The sequence below is a fragment of the Streptococcus bouchesdurhonensis genome (genome assembly GCF_948472335.1).
Map to the genome: position 1 here is coordinate 97765 of NZ_CAOKTW010000010.1, position 14906 is coordinate 112670.

Sequence of the window (14906 nt, forward strand, 5' to 3'; positions counted from 1 at the left end):
CCTTAAGCGCTATTTGCTTTTTCTATGGTATAATAGAAGGTGGATTTATTAATTGGAGTATGAAGAATTTATGATTAAACTAGTAGCAACGGATATGGACGGAACCTTCCTAGATGAGAATGGACGCTTTGATATGGACCGCCTCAAGTCTCTCTTGGTTTCTTACAAGGAAAAAGGGATTTACTTTGCGGTGGCTTCGGGGCGCGGATTTTTATCTCTAGAAAAATTATTTGCTGATGTTCGTGATGACATTATTTTCATCGCGGAAAATGGCAGTTTAGTAGAGTATCAAGGTCAGGACTTGTATGAAGCGACTATGTCTCGTGAGTTTTATCTGGCAACTTTTGAAAAGCTGAAAACGTCACCTTATGTAGATATCAATAAATTGCTCTTGACGGGTAAGAAGGGTTCTTATGTGCTAGATACGGTTGATGCAACCTATTTGAAAGAGAGCCAGCACTATAATGAAAATATCCAAAAAGTAGCGAGTTTGGAAGCTATCACAGATGATATTTTCAAATTTACAACCAACTTCACAGAAGAAACGCTAGAAGCTGGGGAAACTTGGGTCAATGAAAATGTCCCTGGTGTTAAGGCCATGACAACTGGCTTTGAATCCATTGATATTGTTCTGGATTATGTCGATAAGGGTGTGGCTATTGTTGAATTAGCTAAAAAACTTGGTATCACAATGGATCAGGTTATGGCTTTTGGAGACAATCTAAATGATTTGCATATGATGCAGGTTGTGGGACATCCTGTGGCTCCTGAAAATGCACGACCAGAAATTTTAGAATTAGCAGAGACTGTGATTGGTCACCATAAAGACCAGTCGGTTATAGCTTATATGGAGGGCTTATAATGGCAGATATAAAATTGATTGCATTGGACTTGGATGGGACCTTGCTGACTACTGATAAAAGGTTGACGGATCGCACCAAGGCAACCTTGAAAGCTGCGCGTGATCGTGGTATTAAGGTTGTATTGACAACTGGTCGTCCCTTAAAAGCCATGGATTTCTTTCTCCATGAGCTAGGGACTGACGGCCAAGAAGATGAGTATACGATTACTTTTAATGGTGGTTTGGTTCAGAAAAATACAGGAGAAATCCTTGATAAAACAGTCTTTTCATATGATGATGTGGCACGCTTGTATGAGGAAACAGAGAAATTATCACTGCCTCTTGATGCTATCTCAGAAGGAACTGTTTATCAAATCCAATCCGACCAAGAAAGTCTTTATGCCAAATTTAATCCAGCTTTGACTTTTGTTCCAGTGGACTTTGAAGACTTGTCTAGTCAAATGACCTACAATAAATGCGTGACTGCCTTTGCTCAAGAACCCTTGGATGCAGCCATTCAAAAGATTTCTCCAGAATTGTTTGACCAATATGAAATCTTTAAATCACGTGAAATGTTGCTAGAATGGTCACCAAAGAATGTTCATAAAGCAACAGGTTTGGCAAAACTAATCAGCCATCTAGGAATCGACCAAAGCCAAGTTATGGCCTGTGGTGATGAAGCCAATGACCTTTCTATGATTGAATGGGCAGGGCTTGGTGTTGCCATGCAAAACGCTGTTCCTGAAGTAAAGGCAGTCGCAAATGTAGTGACGCCAATGACCAACGATGAAGAGGCTGTCGCCTGGGCTATCGAAGAATATGTGCTAAAGGAGAACTAAGATATGGGATTATTTGACCGTCTATTCGGAAAAAAGAAGAACCTAAAATCGAAGAAGTTGTAAAAGAAGCTCTGGAAAATCTTGATTTGTCTGAAGATGTTGAGCATGCCTTAACAGAAGCTGAGGAAGTTTCTCAGGAAGAAGCAGAGGTGGAAATTGTTGAACAAGCTGTGTTCCAAGAAGAGGAAATCCAAGACACAGTTGAAGAACGTCTGGATTCAGAGCTAGCTGTAGAGGTTCATCAAGAAGAAATAGAAGAATTGCCAAACTCAGAAGAAGTCTCAGAGGAAGAGAACACTGAGCGCGAAGGAACTGAAGAAGAAAATAGCTTTGAAGCGCTTGAAGCACAAACGCCTCAGGTAGAAGAAACTGTTCAGGAAAAATATGACCGCAGTCTCAAGAAAACTCGTACGGGCTTCGGTGCTCGCTTGAACGCCTTCTTTGCTAATTTCCGATCTGTTGACGAAGAATTTTTCGAGGAACTGGAAGAACTGCTGATCATGAGTGACGTTGGTGTCCAAGTCGCTTCTAACTTAACAGAGGAGCTTCGTTACGAAGCCAAGCTTGAAAACGCCAAGAAACCTGATGCACTTCGTCGTGTCATCATTGAGAAATTAGTTGAGCTTTATGAAAAGGATGGTAACTACGATGAAAGCATCCACTTCCAAGATGGCTTGACAGTCATGCTCTTTGTTGGTGTTAATGGTGTTGGGAAAACAACTTCTATTGGGAAACTAGCCCACCGCTACAAACAAGCAGGTAAGAAGGTCATGCTGGTTGCGGCAGATACCTTCCGTGCAGGGGCAGTAGCCCAGCTAGCTGAATGGGGTCGACGTGTAGATGTTCCAGTTGTAACTGGACCTGAAAAAGCTGACCCAGCCAGTGTCGTATTTGATGGCATGGAACGTGCCGTGTCCGAAGGTATCGATATTCTCATGATTGATACCGCTGGTCGTCTGCAAAACAAGGATAACCTCATGGCTGAGTTGGAAAAGATTGGTCGTATTATCAAACGTGTTGTGCCCGAAGCTCCGCATGAAACCTTCTTGGCACTTGATGCATCAACAGGTCAAAATGCCTTGGTACAGGCTAAAGAATTTTCAAAAATTACCCCTTTGACAGGAATTGTCTTGACTAAGATTGATGGCACTGCTCGAGGTGGTGTGGTTCTAGCCATCCGTGAAGAACTCAATATTCCTGTAAAATTGATTGGATTTGGTGAAAAAATCGATGATATTGGAGAGTTTAACTCAGAAAACTTTATGAAAGGTCTCTTGGAAGGCTTAATCTAATCAGAAACAAAAATCCTGCAAGGAACAAACTTGCAGGAATTTTGTTTATTCTAAACGACCATCTTGACGATAGGCGATATCTGGTTGCCAAGTCCATTTGGCATCGAATTTTTCAAGTAAGTCAAAGCTGGCTTGAGGTCCCATGCTTCCAGCTTTATAGTCATGAAGTGGGGCACCATTTTCAGCCCAGAGCTCTTCGATACGGTCAATCAATTTCCATGACGCACCAACTTCATCCCAGTGGCTAAAGTTAGTTGAGTTGTTATTTAGGACATCATAAATCAATTTCTCGTATGGTTCTGGAGAAGCACCAGTTGCGGTCGCATCTGTACGGTAATCAAGTGAGTTAGGAGCCAAGTTAAATTCTTCTCCTACCTGCTTCCCATTTAGGCTAAGAGAGAAACCTTCTGTTGGTTGGATATAGATGGTCAAAATGTTTGGAGCAAGTGGTTCTCCAAAGATAGAGTCCATTTGTTTAAAGACGATGTTGACATGAGTTCCTTTTTCAGTCAGACGTTTACCAGTACGGAAGAAGAAAGGAACACCACGGAATCGATCGCTGTTTACAAAGAAGGCACCAGATGCAAAGGTTTCAGTTGTAGATTCTGGATTCACATTTGGCTCGCTACGATAAGAGATGTATTTCATGCCATCAATCTTACCTGAACGGTATTGACCGCGGATAAAGTGTTCTTTAAGCTCTTCATCCGTTGGATGATAGAGGTTTTTAAAGACCTTAATCTTTTCAGCACGAATCTCGTCTTTTGTGAAGCTTGCTGGCTTGTCCATAGCAAGGAGAGAAAGAAGTTGCAGTGTATGGTTTTGTACCATGTCGCGGAGGGCACCAGATTGGTCATAGTAGCCACCACGTTCTTCTACACCCAAGCGCTCCGCAAAGGTAATTTGAACATTGTCGATAAAGTCCTTGTTCCAAACATTTTCAAAAATCAGGTTTGCAAAGCGAACTGCAAAGATACTTTGAATCATTTCCTTCCCAAGATAATGGTCGATACGGAAAATTTGTTCTTCGTCAAATGTTGCTAGGAGCTCGTCATTCAACTTGCTTGCAGTTGCGTAATCTGTACCAAATGGTTTTTCAACGATTAAGCGTTCAAAACCTTTACCGTCAACAATGTTTTCAGACTTGAGGTGTTTTGCTATAGTTCCAAAGAACTGAGGCGCCATAGACAAGAAGAAGAGCTTGTTGTGTTCAGCTTGGTACTTGTCATTTAGTTCAGCCTGCAATTGACGCAAAGCAATGTAGTGTTCTGTATCGTTGACATCATGACTTTGATAGTAGAAGTGGCTAGCGAACTCTTGAGCCTGTTCGGTACTATCTGCCAAATCAAGGATCGATTCGACTACAACAGATTCAAAATATTCCTTGCTCCAAGGACGACGGGCAGTTCCAATAACGGCAAAATGTTTGGAAAGATTGCTTGGATTTATATAGTCTAAATAGGGAAGGGTAGAGCTTGCGTTTAGCCAGGTCTCCACTCGCACCGAAAATTGTAACAATAACCTTAGATGACATCTAGCTACCTAATTTCTATTTTTATTCCTAGTCTTGCTAGGTATGAGGAAACCTCATTTCATAAACTTAATTCTAACATAATTTTCCGAAAAATCAAAAATTCCAATACGAGGTAGAAAAAAACTGCAAGGAAATCCTTACAGTTTGCGTTTAAACGTTTAAGACCTTGTCCAAGAAATCTTTCAGACGTGGGTGTTGTGGGTTATCAAAGATTTGATCAGGTGTTCCGTCTTCAAGGAATTCACCATCTGCAGTAAAGATAACGCGGTTAGCAACCTGACGGGCAAATCCCATCTCGTGGGTTACAATGATCATGGTCATGCCTTGCTCCGCTAATTCCTTCATAACGTTTAGTACGTCTCCGACCATCTCAGGGTCAAGGGCAGAAGTTGGTTCATCAAAGAGCATGATGTCTGGATTCATTGCTAGTCCACGAGCGATGGCCACACGTTGTTTTTGACCACCTGACAGGCTATCTGGACAGGCCTTAGCCTTATCTGCTAGCCCAACCTTGTCAAGCAACTCCATTCCCAATTTCTCAGCTTCTTCCTTAGTCATCAACTTGTGCTCAATAGGAGCAAAAGTAATGTTGTCCAATACAGACATGTGTGGGAAGAGGTTGAAGTGTTGGAAAACCATTCCGATATTTTCACGGACGTGGTCAACGTTGGTTGTTTTTTCTGTTAAGTCATAACCGTTCACAGTGATGTGACCGCTAGTAACTTCTTCTAGAAGATTAAGGCTACGGAGGAAAGTTGACTTACCAGAACCTGAAGGACCGATGATACAAACGACATCTCCTTCATAGAACTTAGTCGTAATTCCTTTTAAAACTTCATTTTTTCCGTAGCTTTTGTGTAAATCATTTACATCAATTTTTAATTTTGCCATTAACGAATCCTCTTTTCTAAGCGTTTCGCTAGTTTAGTCAAAAGTGTGATAATTACAAGATAGAAGATAGCAAGGATTGCATACATCTTGAAACTTTGGTAGTTACGGGCAATGATAATCTTACCAGTTTGGAAGAGTTCAACCAAACCGATAGCAGATACGATGGTTGTATCTTTAAGAGCGATAACGAATTGGTTGACAAAGTTTGGCAACATCAATTTAGTTGCTTGTGGCAAGATAATCTTACGCATGGTTTTTCCATAAGAGATACCCAAGCTTCGGCTGGCTTCCATTTGTCCAATTGGAACGGCCTGAATACCACCACGAACGATCTCAGCGATATAAGCGGCTGCATTGAGAGATAGGGCAATAGTACCAGCTACAAAGTCGTTAATTGGACTTTGTTGACCTGTGATCGACTCGATGAAGTTTGGAATTCCCCAGAAGATGAAGGCTGCAAGAATCATCAATGGAATACCACGAATAACGTCAACGAAAATCTCAGAGATGACGCGAAGAGATTTGTATGGGCTAACGCTAAACATACCGAAGATAATCCCGATGACAATGGCAATAGCAAATGAGATAAGAGCTAGAGCAAGAGTGATACCAAGACCGCTAAGGAGTTGTTTGTAGTTGTTTTGAAGCAAGCCCCAGATAGTTGTCTCATCAACAGTGCTTGTTGAAGCAGTTGATGACTCACTAGCTAGGTATTTATCAAGAATCTTTTGGAATTCTCCGTTTGCTTTAAGGTTTGCAAGTCCGTTGTTGAACATTTCAATCAATTCTGGATTTGCTCCTTTTTTAACGGCAAAAGCTGTTTCACCGATCGGAGTTCCAGCGATTGGTGTTTTCAATTTTTGACCTTGGCTGATAGAATATTTGAGAACAGGTTCATCATCCATAACGGCATCAATGGCACCAGTGTTTAAACTGTCATACATTGAAGAACCATCAGCGAAGGTTTTGATTTTGTAGCCGTATTTGCTTTGATTTTCTGTTAGGAAGGTTTGAGAAGCAGTTCCGTTTTTAACACCAACTGTCTTCCCTTTCAAATCTTCATAAGAAGCAATGGTACTTGATTCTTTGACACCAAGGATAGTATTGGCTGTGTAGTATGATTCTGAGAAGTCAAAAGTTGCCTTACGAGCATCTGTGACAGACATACCAGCAATGATACCATCTGCTTGACCAGCTTGGACAGCACTGATAGCAGCATCAAAACCAGGGTTGATGATTTCAATTTCAAAACCTTGGTCTTTAGCGATTGCCTTAATCAATTCCATATCAATACCAGTGTATTGGTTGCTTGAATTTTGGAAAACAAAAGGTGCAAAAGAAGAATCGCTGGCAATGATGTATTTAGCTTTAACAGGAATAGCTTTTAAGCCTGCAAGAGTAGTTGTAGTTGGCACTGCTGAAGACGATGAAGCAGTCCATTTCTTGATGATTTTATCAAGACTACCATCTTTTTTCATTTCAGCTAAGGCTTGGTTAAATTCAGTGACTAAGTGCTCGTATTTGCTACCTTTTTTAACACCGAAAGCAAAACTTCCTACAGCTTCCCCATCCATTTCAATATGGAGGTTTTGCCCTTGGTTAATGGCATACTCGATAACAGGTTTGTCATCCATCATGGCATCGATGGCACCAGCAGTCAAGCTGTTGTTCATCAAATCACCAGTGTCAAATGTTTTAATAGTAAAACCGTATTTATCCTTGATACTTTCAAGGAAACGTTGAGCGGCTGTTCCGTTTTTAACACCAACAGTTTTTCCTTTTAATTGGTCATATTTACTAATCTTGTGTGACTTAGTAGTTGCAATGACAACTTTTGTATCATAGTAAGTATCAGACATGGTGAAAACTTTTTCACGTTCTTTCGTCTTTGTCATCCCTGCCATGATAGCATCAGCTTGACCAGCTTGAACCGCATTGACCGCTGCGTCAAATCCAGGATAGGACATCTGAATGTTCCATCCTTTAATCTCAGCGACTTTGTTAATAATGTCAACATCAATTCCTTTATAAGTTTGATCTGAATCTTTAAACTCAAAAGGCGCATAGGCGGTATCAGAAACAATCTTAATCGTCTCAGCTTTTGCAATACCTAATGAGAAAATTGGGAATAAAATTAGCAAAAATGCTAGAAATTTTTTCTTCATTTTTAGTCTCCTTTTCCGAATATTTTCCCATTATATCAGAAAAAGTAAAAAAAGGCAAATTTTTATATTTCTGTGTTAGAAAATATAACATCCATAATTCTTGTTTTGTCTTGAATCACACAACAGAAGTGCTATAATAAAGGTATATCATATAGTAAAAGAGGATAAAGTTATGAAAGACAAAAGAATCTTAAAAGACTCTGAAACTTCTAAAATGAGTTTAAACATTTACACAAGCCCCTTGTTAGCTCTATTTTTCGTCTATATATCTGAGTTCATATCTTCTCTATTTTTTGGCCTTAGTTTTTTAGCATTGATCGGGCTATTTTTTTTGGCCTTAGTTTTTTAGCATTGATCGGGCTATTTGGCAATCTTGGTATGGGTGGTCAAAGAATTGCAGATTTCCTTCAAATGTTATTTCAGAATTTATCTGATAAAACAAGTGACATCCATTTAATATTTGAATTATTGTCCTTTGGTTTTATCATCTTAACTGTGTTTAGATGGACTAGAAAAGTAGAGAAAAGACCGATTCGAACCTTGGGATTCTATAAAGAAAATTTTTTAAGTGCCTTATTTAAAGGATACGGTCTTGGTCTATCCCTCTTTATACTTGCTTTGGCTGGACTAGTAGTGTTGGGGCAGTATCAATTTGACTCCATTCACTTGGATACTTATTCGCTAGCTTTTACTTTATTTACAATACCTTTTTGGATTTTACAAGGAACGGCAGAAGAAGTGGTGGCCCGTGCTTGGCTCCTTCCACAATTGGCCTCAAGAACTAATCTAAAACTTGCTGTTCTTATATCTAGCCTGTTCTTTACCCTGCTTCATATGGGCAATTCTGGTCTAACACCTCTATCTCTAGTGAATCTCTTCCTATTCGGAGTTGCCATGTCCCTATATCTTCTTAAAACAGATACTATATGGGGTATAGGTGGTATTCATGGAGCTTGGAATTTCGCACAGGGAAACCTCTTTGGAGTATTAGTTAGTGGTCAGTCTTCAGGAACCTCAATCATGAAATTTACTCCACAAGGCAATCAAGACTGGCTTTCTGGTGGGTCTTTTGGTATTGAGGGTTCCATCGTGTCCAGTATTATTTTGTTTCTGCTGATTCTTTATCTCGCTTATCAATTAAAGAAAGAAAATGAAAGGATGTGACTTCGGTCCGTCCTTTTCTTCGTGAAAATGCTATAAGTATGCTAAAATAGGAATAGCACATGGAGAGAGGATTCTTATGATTAACCGCATTACAGAAAATCAATTTAAACTAGTATCAAAATATCAACCTTCAGGAGATCAACCCCAAGCTATCGAGCAGTTGGTTGATAATATCGAGGGGGAGAAAAAGCTCAGATTCTGATGGGGGCGACTGGAACAGGGAAGACCTATACCATGAGTCAGGTCATTTCCAAAGTCAATAAACCCACTCTGGTCATTGCCCACAATAAAACGTTAGCAGGACAGCTCTATGGGGAGTTTAAGGAATTTTTCCCTGAAAATGCAGTTGAGTATTTCGTATCCTACTATGATTATTACCAGCCAGAGGCCTATGTCCCTTCTAGCGATACATATATTGAGAAGGATAGTTCTGTCAATGACGAGATTGACAAGCTTCGCCACTCAGCTACCTCAGCCCTTTTGGAGCGTAATGATGTTATTGTCGTGGCCTCAGTCTCTTGTATCTATGGTCTGGGTTCGCCCAAGGAATACGCTGATAGTGTCGTTAGTCTCCGTCCAGGTCTTGAAATTTCCCGTGATAAACTCTTGAATGACTTGGTGGATATCCAATTTGAGCGAAATGATATTGATTTCCAACGGGGAAGATTTCGCGTTCGTGGGGATGTGGTGGAGATTTTCCCAGCTTCCCGTGATGAACACGCCTTTCGAGTAGAATTTTTTGGAGACGAAATTGACCGTATCCGTGAGGTTGAGGCTCTGACAGGTCAGGTGTTGGGAGAAGTGGATCATTTGGCGATTTTCCCAGCTACTCACTTTGTGACCAATGACGACCATATGGAAGTTGCCATTGCCAAGATTCAAGCAGAATTAGAAGAGCAACTAGCTGTCTTTGAGAAGGAAGATAAACTGCTGGAGGCCCAGCGTTTGAAACAGCGGACAGAGTATGATATTGAGATGTTACGTGAGATGGGCTATACCAACGGGGTTGAAAACTACTCACGTCACATGGATGGACGGAGCGAAGGTGAGCCTCCTTATACGCTTCTCGACTTCTTCCCAGATGATTTTTTGATTATGATTGACGAGAGTCATATGACTATGGGACAAATAAAAGGCATGTACAATGGAGACCGTTCGCGTAAGGAAATGCTGGTTAATTATGGTTTTCGTTTGCCGTCTGCTCTGGATAATCGTCCTCTCCGTCGTGAAGAGTTTGAAAGCCATGTCCATCAGATTGTTTACGTTTCAGCGACACCGGGCGACTATGAAAATGAACAGACCGAGACAGTAATTGAGCAAATCATTCGTCCAACGGGACTCTTGGATCCTGAGGTGGAAGTCCGTCCGACTATGGGACAGATTGATGACCTTTTGGGTGAAATCAATGCCCGTGTTGAAAAGAACGAACGAACCTTTATCACAACCTTGACTAAGAAAATGGCAGAAGACTTGACTGACTACTTCAAGGAAATGGGCATCAAGGTCAAGTACATGCACTCGGATATCAAGACTTTGGAACGGACGGAGATCATCCGTGACCTGCGCTTGGGTGTCTTTGATGTCTTGGTCGGAATCAACCTCCTTCGTGAAGGAATTGACGTTCCTGAAGTGAGCCTCGTAGCGATTCTCGATGCTGACAAGGAAGGTTTCCTTCGTAACGAGCGTGGACTCATCCAGACCATTGGGCGTGCCGCCCGTAACAGTGAAGGTCATGTCATCATGTATGCTGACACCGTTACCCAGTCTATGCAACGTGCTATCGATGAAACTGCCCGCCGTCGGAAAATCCAGATGGCCTATAATGAAGAACATGGTATCGTTCCACAAACCATCAAGAAAGAAATTCGTGACCTGATTGCCGTGACCAAGGTAGTTGCTAAGGAAGAGGACAAGGAAATCGATATCAATAGCCTAAACAAACAAGAGCGCAAAGAACTTGTTAAGAAACTCGAAAAACAAATGCAAGAAGCCGTTGAAGTGCTTGACTTTGAACTAGCAGCTCAGATTCGTGATATGATGCTGGAAGTCAAGGCCTTGGATTAGGGGAATAGTATGATTTATTTAAGAAAGTTAAAGAAAGAAGATTTGATGTCTTTATGGGAAATGGCTTATTCACAGCTTAATCCAGTTTGGAAACAGTATGATGCTCCCTATTATGATGATTATCAGTATTTTTCAAATTTTAAAGAATTCGAACTACAAAAATCAGAATCCATTTTAAGCCACTCAAATCGCCTTGGTATTTTTGTTGATGATAAACTAGTTGGGACTGTTTCGCGTTATTGGGTATGTAAAGAAACAAGATGGATGGAATTGGGAATTGGTATTTATGATAAAAAATTCTGGAACACTGGTATTGGGAAAGTTGCTATGTTACAGTGGATAGATAGGACGTTTCAGGATTACTTGGAGTTGGAGCATCTGGGTTTGACAACTTGGTCAGGAAATATTGGTATGATGAAACTTGCTGAAAAATTAATACTCTTCGAAAATCAAATTCAAACCACGTCAGCGTCGCCTTACCGTACTCAAGTACAGCTTGCGGCTAGCTTCCTAGTTTGCTCTTTGATTTTCATTGAGTATAAGAATGAAAAAAGAAGCTCATATTCCAAAAGTTCGTTATTATCAAGGTAAATATTTTGACAGTATTAAATATGGTATTTTGAGAGAAGACTGGGAGAAAATAAATGACGGTTATTATCAAATCAATGGAAACTCCTGAAGAGATAGAAGGTAAATCCTTCGTTCACTGGCAAACGTGGAGAGAGGCTTATGATGACCTTTTGCCTGCGGAATTTCAGGAGACAATGACATTAGAAAGATGTCGACTCTTTAGTCAAAAGTATCCAGAAAATACATTGATTGCGATGGATGGTGTGAAGATAGTTGGTTTTATAAGTTATGGCAACTGTCGTGATGAGACTATTCAAGCTGGTGAAATTATTGCTTTATATGTTTTAAAAGACTATTATGGAAAAGGAATCGCACAAAAGTTAGTGAAAGCAGCTTTGACTGATCTTAATCATTTTTCTGAAATTTTCTTATGGGTATTGAAAGATAACAAGCGCGCCATTGCTTTCTATCAAAAAATGGGTTTTACTTTTGATGGACAAGAAAAAATACTTGAACTTGGAAAGCCTATAAAGGAAAAACGGATGGTATTCTATTCTAAATAATTCTCAAAAGTAAAAGCTAATATGGTACCAAGTCTGAAAATTTAATAAATTAGAAAGCGAGTAAATTTATGTCCCGTTCCCAATTAACGATTTTAACAAACATTTGTCTGATTGAAGACCTCGAAACTCAGCGCGTGGTGATGCAGTATCGCTCTCCTGAAACCAATCGCTGGTCTGGTTATGCCTTTCCAGGAGGCCATGTAGAAAATGGCGAGTCTTTCGCGGAGTCTGTCATTCGTGAAATCTACGAAGAAACAGGATTGACTATCCAAAATCCTCAACTGGTCGGTATCAAGAACTGGCCACTAGATACAGGCGGGCGCTACATTGTCGTTTGTTATAAGGCAACTGAGTTCTCTGGTACCCTTCAATCTTCAGAAGAGGGAGAAGTTTCTTGGGTGCAAAAAGACCAGATTCCAAACTTGGATCTGGCCTATGATATGTTACCTTTGATGGAGATGATGGACGCTCCTGACAAGTCAGAGTTTTTCTACCGCCACCGTACAGAAGACGATTGGGAAAAGAAAATTTTCTAATCCTTTACTAAATAACCAAGCTGATCCAAGGCCTCCTCGATATAGTGGGGTCTTGTTGTGTCTCGGCTTCAACTAGGTGATAATGAATACCATCTGTTAACTCAGAAATTGGCTTAAAGTCAGAACGTTCAACTTGTTCTAGAAAATGTTGCACGTCGCGGCGACAGGTCAGTTTTAGTAAGGTTTCAATCTCTCCATAAACAGGATGATCAATCAAGATATTTTGAACGCGACCACCATTATCTACGATAGCAAGTAATTCTCGTCCAATTTCTTCAACTTCATGCTTGACCTTAAATAATTTGTGATGATAAGTATTTGCATTAGCATCTTTATAGATATAACCACGATTGGTAGATAGAATTGGAGATCCATCAGCTCTTAAAATTGCAATATCTTGAACAATAACTTGTCGAGTGACATGAAAGTGCTCAGCTAATCTTTGGCCATTGAGGGCTTTAGGAGCTTCTTTCAAGAGTTGGAGCAGGGCTTGTTTGCGATCTTTTGTCATAGTTCTTCCTTTTAACGGCGTTTTCGAAGCACTTTATAGACAGCTAGTGCTAATGTATAGTCTACCATACTATGGATAATTGTACCAAATCCAACTAGTACAAATAGAACATAAAACATATTTTCTACATTGGTACCAGAAGTTGCGTAAAAAACGACACAGGCCAATACTTCAGCAAGGGCATGAACAACAGCCAAAACAAAGTTGAAAATCCAGGAAGATTTTGGTTTATCTAGGGTATCGGGGAATTTTTGTAGGTAAAGAGCCCCCAAAGTCCCAAAAAAGATATGGGAAAAAGCTCGAAATACGATAACCATGGGGTAGCCAGCCATCAAGAATCCAAAACTAGAGGCTAGGATGACAAAAACAGCCATTAAGGGCGACAAGAACATAGCGATAAAAATAGCGATGTGGCTTCCCAAAGTGTAAGAAGCAGGTGGAATGACGATCTTGAAAGGCATAACAATTGGAATCAAAATCGCAATAGCTGTTAAGAGGGCAGTCATTGTCATAAATTGTGTCTTTTTCCGTGTATTCATAAGAATCTCCTTTTTATTGTATATACACTAGTATAGCACAATAAAATAGACAATAAAGCAAGGATTTACTTAGGTTTATAGGTTGTTTTTAAGTTAATACTCTTCGAAAACCTCTTCAAACTACGTCAGCTTCCATCTGCAATCTCAAAACCGTGTTTTGAGCAACCTGCGGCTAGCTTCCTAGTTTACTTTTTGATTTTCATTGAGTATAAATATTGGTAAAGATTTCACTAAAAAGAAACTGTATAGAGCAAAATCTCCACCTTCAAGTATGAAAGTGGAGATTGTTTTTATTTCTTCAAGGTTTGTAGTCTTGGAACAATGGCTAGGGTTAGAACTGCGGAAATGATTAATTCGGCAATCGAATTTGTTGAGATAACAGTTGCTAGGAGTTTTTGGATATTACCATCAAAAACATTTCCAAAAAGATAGAAAATTCCACCAAGTACAAAGACTGTATTGGTTAGTGAACCAAGGGCTCCAGCTAAAATCAGACCAGTCTTGTTTTTCATCAGTTTATAGACTAAGTAAGGAGTTAAACCAATCAAAATACGTGGGACGATGGCAATGATAGCTGAGTAGATGTTTCCGTTTGGTACGAAGGGAGAGAAGAGGTAGCTTGTCGGTAGAATCGTAATCGTGTTAACCGTCAAGCTAAGTAATCCCATCAAAAATCCAAGTGTAACCCCAACTCGTGGACCATAAATAATGCTGGCAATAATGACAGGAATATGAACAATGGTCGGTTTGATTGGAAATGGAAAAAGGTTAAAGATAAGTGAGCTCAGAAAGTGTATCACGAGCATGGTAGCAAAAAAGATAGCAATGGGTGCAATATTAGAGCGTTTTTTCATCGATAGTTTCCTTTATTCTTTCTAAAATAATTGTGAGGTCGGCTAAAGCTCCTCGTCCATGGTCGCCACAAGCTAGTAGGGATTCCTTAGGAGCAATCAGCTGATAGCCGTAGGCTTCTAATGTTTTCAGATTAGCCTGAGTTGCTGGATGGTCATACATTTTTGTATTCATAGCTGGTGCGATGAGTTTGGGAATATGACTGGGCAGGGCTAGAGCTGTACAGGTTACCATGTTATCCGCAAAGCCGTGGGCTAGTTTTGCAATAGTGTTAGCAGTTGCAGGGGCCACGATAAATAAATCCGCCTTTTTTCCAAGTTCGATATGATTTACTTGGTCAGGATAAGGTTCCTTCATGACATCCAAGTGGACAGGATTCTGTGAGAGTACCTGTAGTGTCAAAGGTTGGATAAACTCTGTAGCAGCCTGAGTCATTAAAACAGTGACTTGATGACCTTGTTTTTTTAGAGAACTGACTAAATCTGCCGACTTGTAAGAGGCGATTGAGCCCGTTACAGCCAAGAGAATGTTTGCCATAGCTTTCC

9 protein-coding genes and 7 pseudogenes are annotated in these 14906 nt (G+C 40.2%); 9 read left to right on the plus strand and 7 right to left on the minus strand.

Annotated elements, in window-relative coordinates; translation table 11 throughout:
- Window positions 1–70: 70 nt before the first annotated feature.
- The 3 genes and pseudogenes from QMQ21_RS15410 (at window position 71) to ftsY (ending at window position 2972) form a co-directional block, all read left to right on the plus strand.
- The gene (locus tag QMQ21_RS15410; RefSeq protein WP_025170661.1) at window positions 71–862 is read left to right on the plus strand and encodes a Cof-type HAD-IIB family hydrolase; all 792 of its coding nucleotides are present in this window, start codon (window positions 71–73) and stop codon (window positions 860–862) included.
- Window positions 862–1680, plus strand: a complete 819-nt coding sequence (locus QMQ21_RS15415) for a Cof-type HAD-IIB family hydrolase (protein ID WP_000763444.1) — start codon at window positions 862–864, stop codon at window positions 1678–1680. The genes QMQ21_RS15410 and QMQ21_RS15415 overlap by 1 nt, the downstream gene beginning before the upstream one ends.
- Before the next feature lie 3 nt (window positions 1681–1683).
- A pseudogene (ftsY, locus tag QMQ21_RS15420) lies at window positions 1684–2972 on the plus strand (signal recognition particle-docking protein FtsY).
- Window positions 2973–3017: 45 nt separating this feature from the next.
- Here the strand turns inward: ftsY and zwf are convergent.
- The 3 genes and pseudogenes from zwf to QMQ21_RS15435 all read right to left on the minus strand — a co-directional run bounded on the left by zwf (window position 3018) and on the right by QMQ21_RS15435 (window position 7562).
- Window positions 3018–4506: pseudogene (zwf, locus tag QMQ21_RS15425) on the minus strand (glucose-6-phosphate dehydrogenase).
- Window positions 4507–4656: 150 nt separating this feature from the next.
- Window positions 4657–5397, minus strand: coding sequence for an amino acid ABC transporter ATP-binding protein (locus QMQ21_RS15430; RefSeq protein ID WP_023936216.1), 741 nt, complete (start codon window positions 5395–5397; stop codon window positions 4657–4659).
- Complete coding sequence (locus QMQ21_RS15435; protein ID WP_023936214.1) at window positions 5397–7562, minus strand: ABC transporter substrate-binding protein/permease; 2166 nt, start codon at window positions 7560–7562, stop codon at window positions 5397–5399. Before QMQ21_RS15435 ends, QMQ21_RS15430 begins: the two co-directional genes overlap by 1 nt.
- A 172-nt stretch (window positions 7563–7734) precedes the next feature.
- Here QMQ21_RS15435 and QMQ21_RS15440 point away from each other — a divergent pair.
- From QMQ21_RS15440 to QMQ21_RS15465, 6 genes and pseudogenes are all read left to right on the plus strand, one after another.
- Window positions 7735–8726 (plus strand): annotated as a pseudogene (locus QMQ21_RS15440) (CPBP family intramembrane glutamic endopeptidase).
- Between the two features lie 76 nt (window positions 8727–8802).
- Window positions 8803–10790 (plus strand): annotated as a pseudogene (uvrB, locus tag QMQ21_RS15445) (excinuclease ABC subunit UvrB).
- A 9-nt stretch (window positions 10791–10799) separates the two neighbouring features.
- Window positions 10800–11225 (plus strand): annotated as a pseudogene (locus tag QMQ21_RS15450) (GNAT family N-acetyltransferase); the annotation flags it as partial.
- A 106-nt stretch (window positions 11226–11331) separates the two neighbouring features.
- Window positions 11332–11469, plus strand: a pseudogene (locus QMQ21_RS15455) (GNAT family N-acetyltransferase); the annotation flags it as partial.
- Window positions 11435–11923: a GNAT family N-acetyltransferase gene (locus QMQ21_RS15460; RefSeq protein WP_000216002.1), complete on the plus strand. Its 489-nt coding sequence runs from the start codon at window positions 11435–11437 to the stop codon at window positions 11921–11923. The pseudogene QMQ21_RS15455 and the gene QMQ21_RS15460, both read left to right, overlap by 35 nt.
- 68 nt (window positions 11924–11991) lie before the next feature.
- Window positions 11992–12459 (plus strand): 8-oxo-dGTP diphosphatase, encoded by a 468-nt coding sequence (locus QMQ21_RS15465; RefSeq protein WP_000091551.1) that lies wholly within the window; start codon window positions 11992–11994, stop codon window positions 12457–12459.
- Here QMQ21_RS15465 and QMQ21_RS15470 read toward each other — a convergent pair.
- From QMQ21_RS15470 to coaC, 4 genes and pseudogenes are all read right to left on the minus strand, one after another.
- Window positions 12456–12970: pseudogene (locus tag QMQ21_RS15470) on the minus strand (3H domain-containing protein). The gene QMQ21_RS15465 and the pseudogene QMQ21_RS15470 sit on opposite strands and share 4 nt — an antisense overlap.
- 11 nt (window positions 12971–12981) lie before the next feature.
- Window positions 12982–13509 (minus strand): ECF transporter S component, encoded by a 528-nt coding sequence (locus QMQ21_RS15475; RefSeq protein ID WP_001097400.1) that lies wholly within the window; start codon window positions 13507–13509, stop codon window positions 12982–12984.
- 290 nt (window positions 13510–13799) lie between these two features.
- Complete coding sequence (locus QMQ21_RS15480) at window positions 13800–14363, minus strand: ECF transporter S component (RefSeq protein ID WP_023933626.1); 564 nt, start codon at window positions 14361–14363, stop codon at window positions 13800–13802.
- Window positions 14347–14898 carry a phosphopantothenoylcysteine decarboxylase gene (coaC, locus tag QMQ21_RS15485; RefSeq protein WP_261814752.1) on the minus strand — a complete coding sequence of 184 codons (552 nt, stop codon included), beginning with the start codon at window positions 14896–14898 and terminating at the stop codon, window positions 14347–14349. Before coaC ends, QMQ21_RS15480 begins: the two co-directional genes overlap by 17 nt.
- Between the last annotated feature and the right edge of the window lie 8 nt (window positions 14899–14906).

Excerpts from the sequence above, each read along its gene's own strand:
- QMQ21_RS15410 (WP_025170661.1), top strand. The coding sequence starts at position 71 with ATGATTAAACTAGTAGCAACGGATATGGACGGAACCTTCCTAGATGAG.
- QMQ21_RS15415 (WP_000763444.1), top strand. The coding sequence starts at position 862 with ATGGCAGATATAAAATTGATTGCATTGGACTTGGATGGGACCTTGCTG.
- QMQ21_RS15430 (WP_023936216.1), bottom strand. The coding sequence starts at position 5,397 with ATGGCAAAATTAAAAATTGATGTAAATGATTTACACAAAAGCTACGGA.
- QMQ21_RS15435 (WP_023936214.1), bottom strand. The coding sequence starts at position 7,562 with ATGAAGAAAAAATTTCTAGCATTTTTGCTAATTTTATTCCCAATTTTC.
- QMQ21_RS15460 (WP_000216002.1), top strand. The coding sequence starts at position 11,435 with ATGACGGTTATTATCAAATCAATGGAAACTCCTGAAGAGATAGAAGGT.
- QMQ21_RS15465 (WP_000091551.1), top strand. The coding sequence starts at position 11,992 with ATGTCCCGTTCCCAATTAACGATTTTAACAAACATTTGTCTGATTGAA.
- QMQ21_RS15475 (WP_001097400.1), bottom strand. The coding sequence starts at position 13,509 with ATGAATACACGGAAAAAGACACAATTTATGACAATGACTGCCCTCTTA.
- QMQ21_RS15480 (WP_023933626.1), bottom strand. The coding sequence starts at position 14,363 with ATGAAAAAACGCTCTAATATTGCACCCATTGCTATCTTTTTTGCTACC.
- coaC (WP_261814752.1), bottom strand. The coding sequence starts at position 14,898 with ATGGCAAACATTCTCTTGGCTGTAACGGGCTCAATCGCCTCTTACAAG.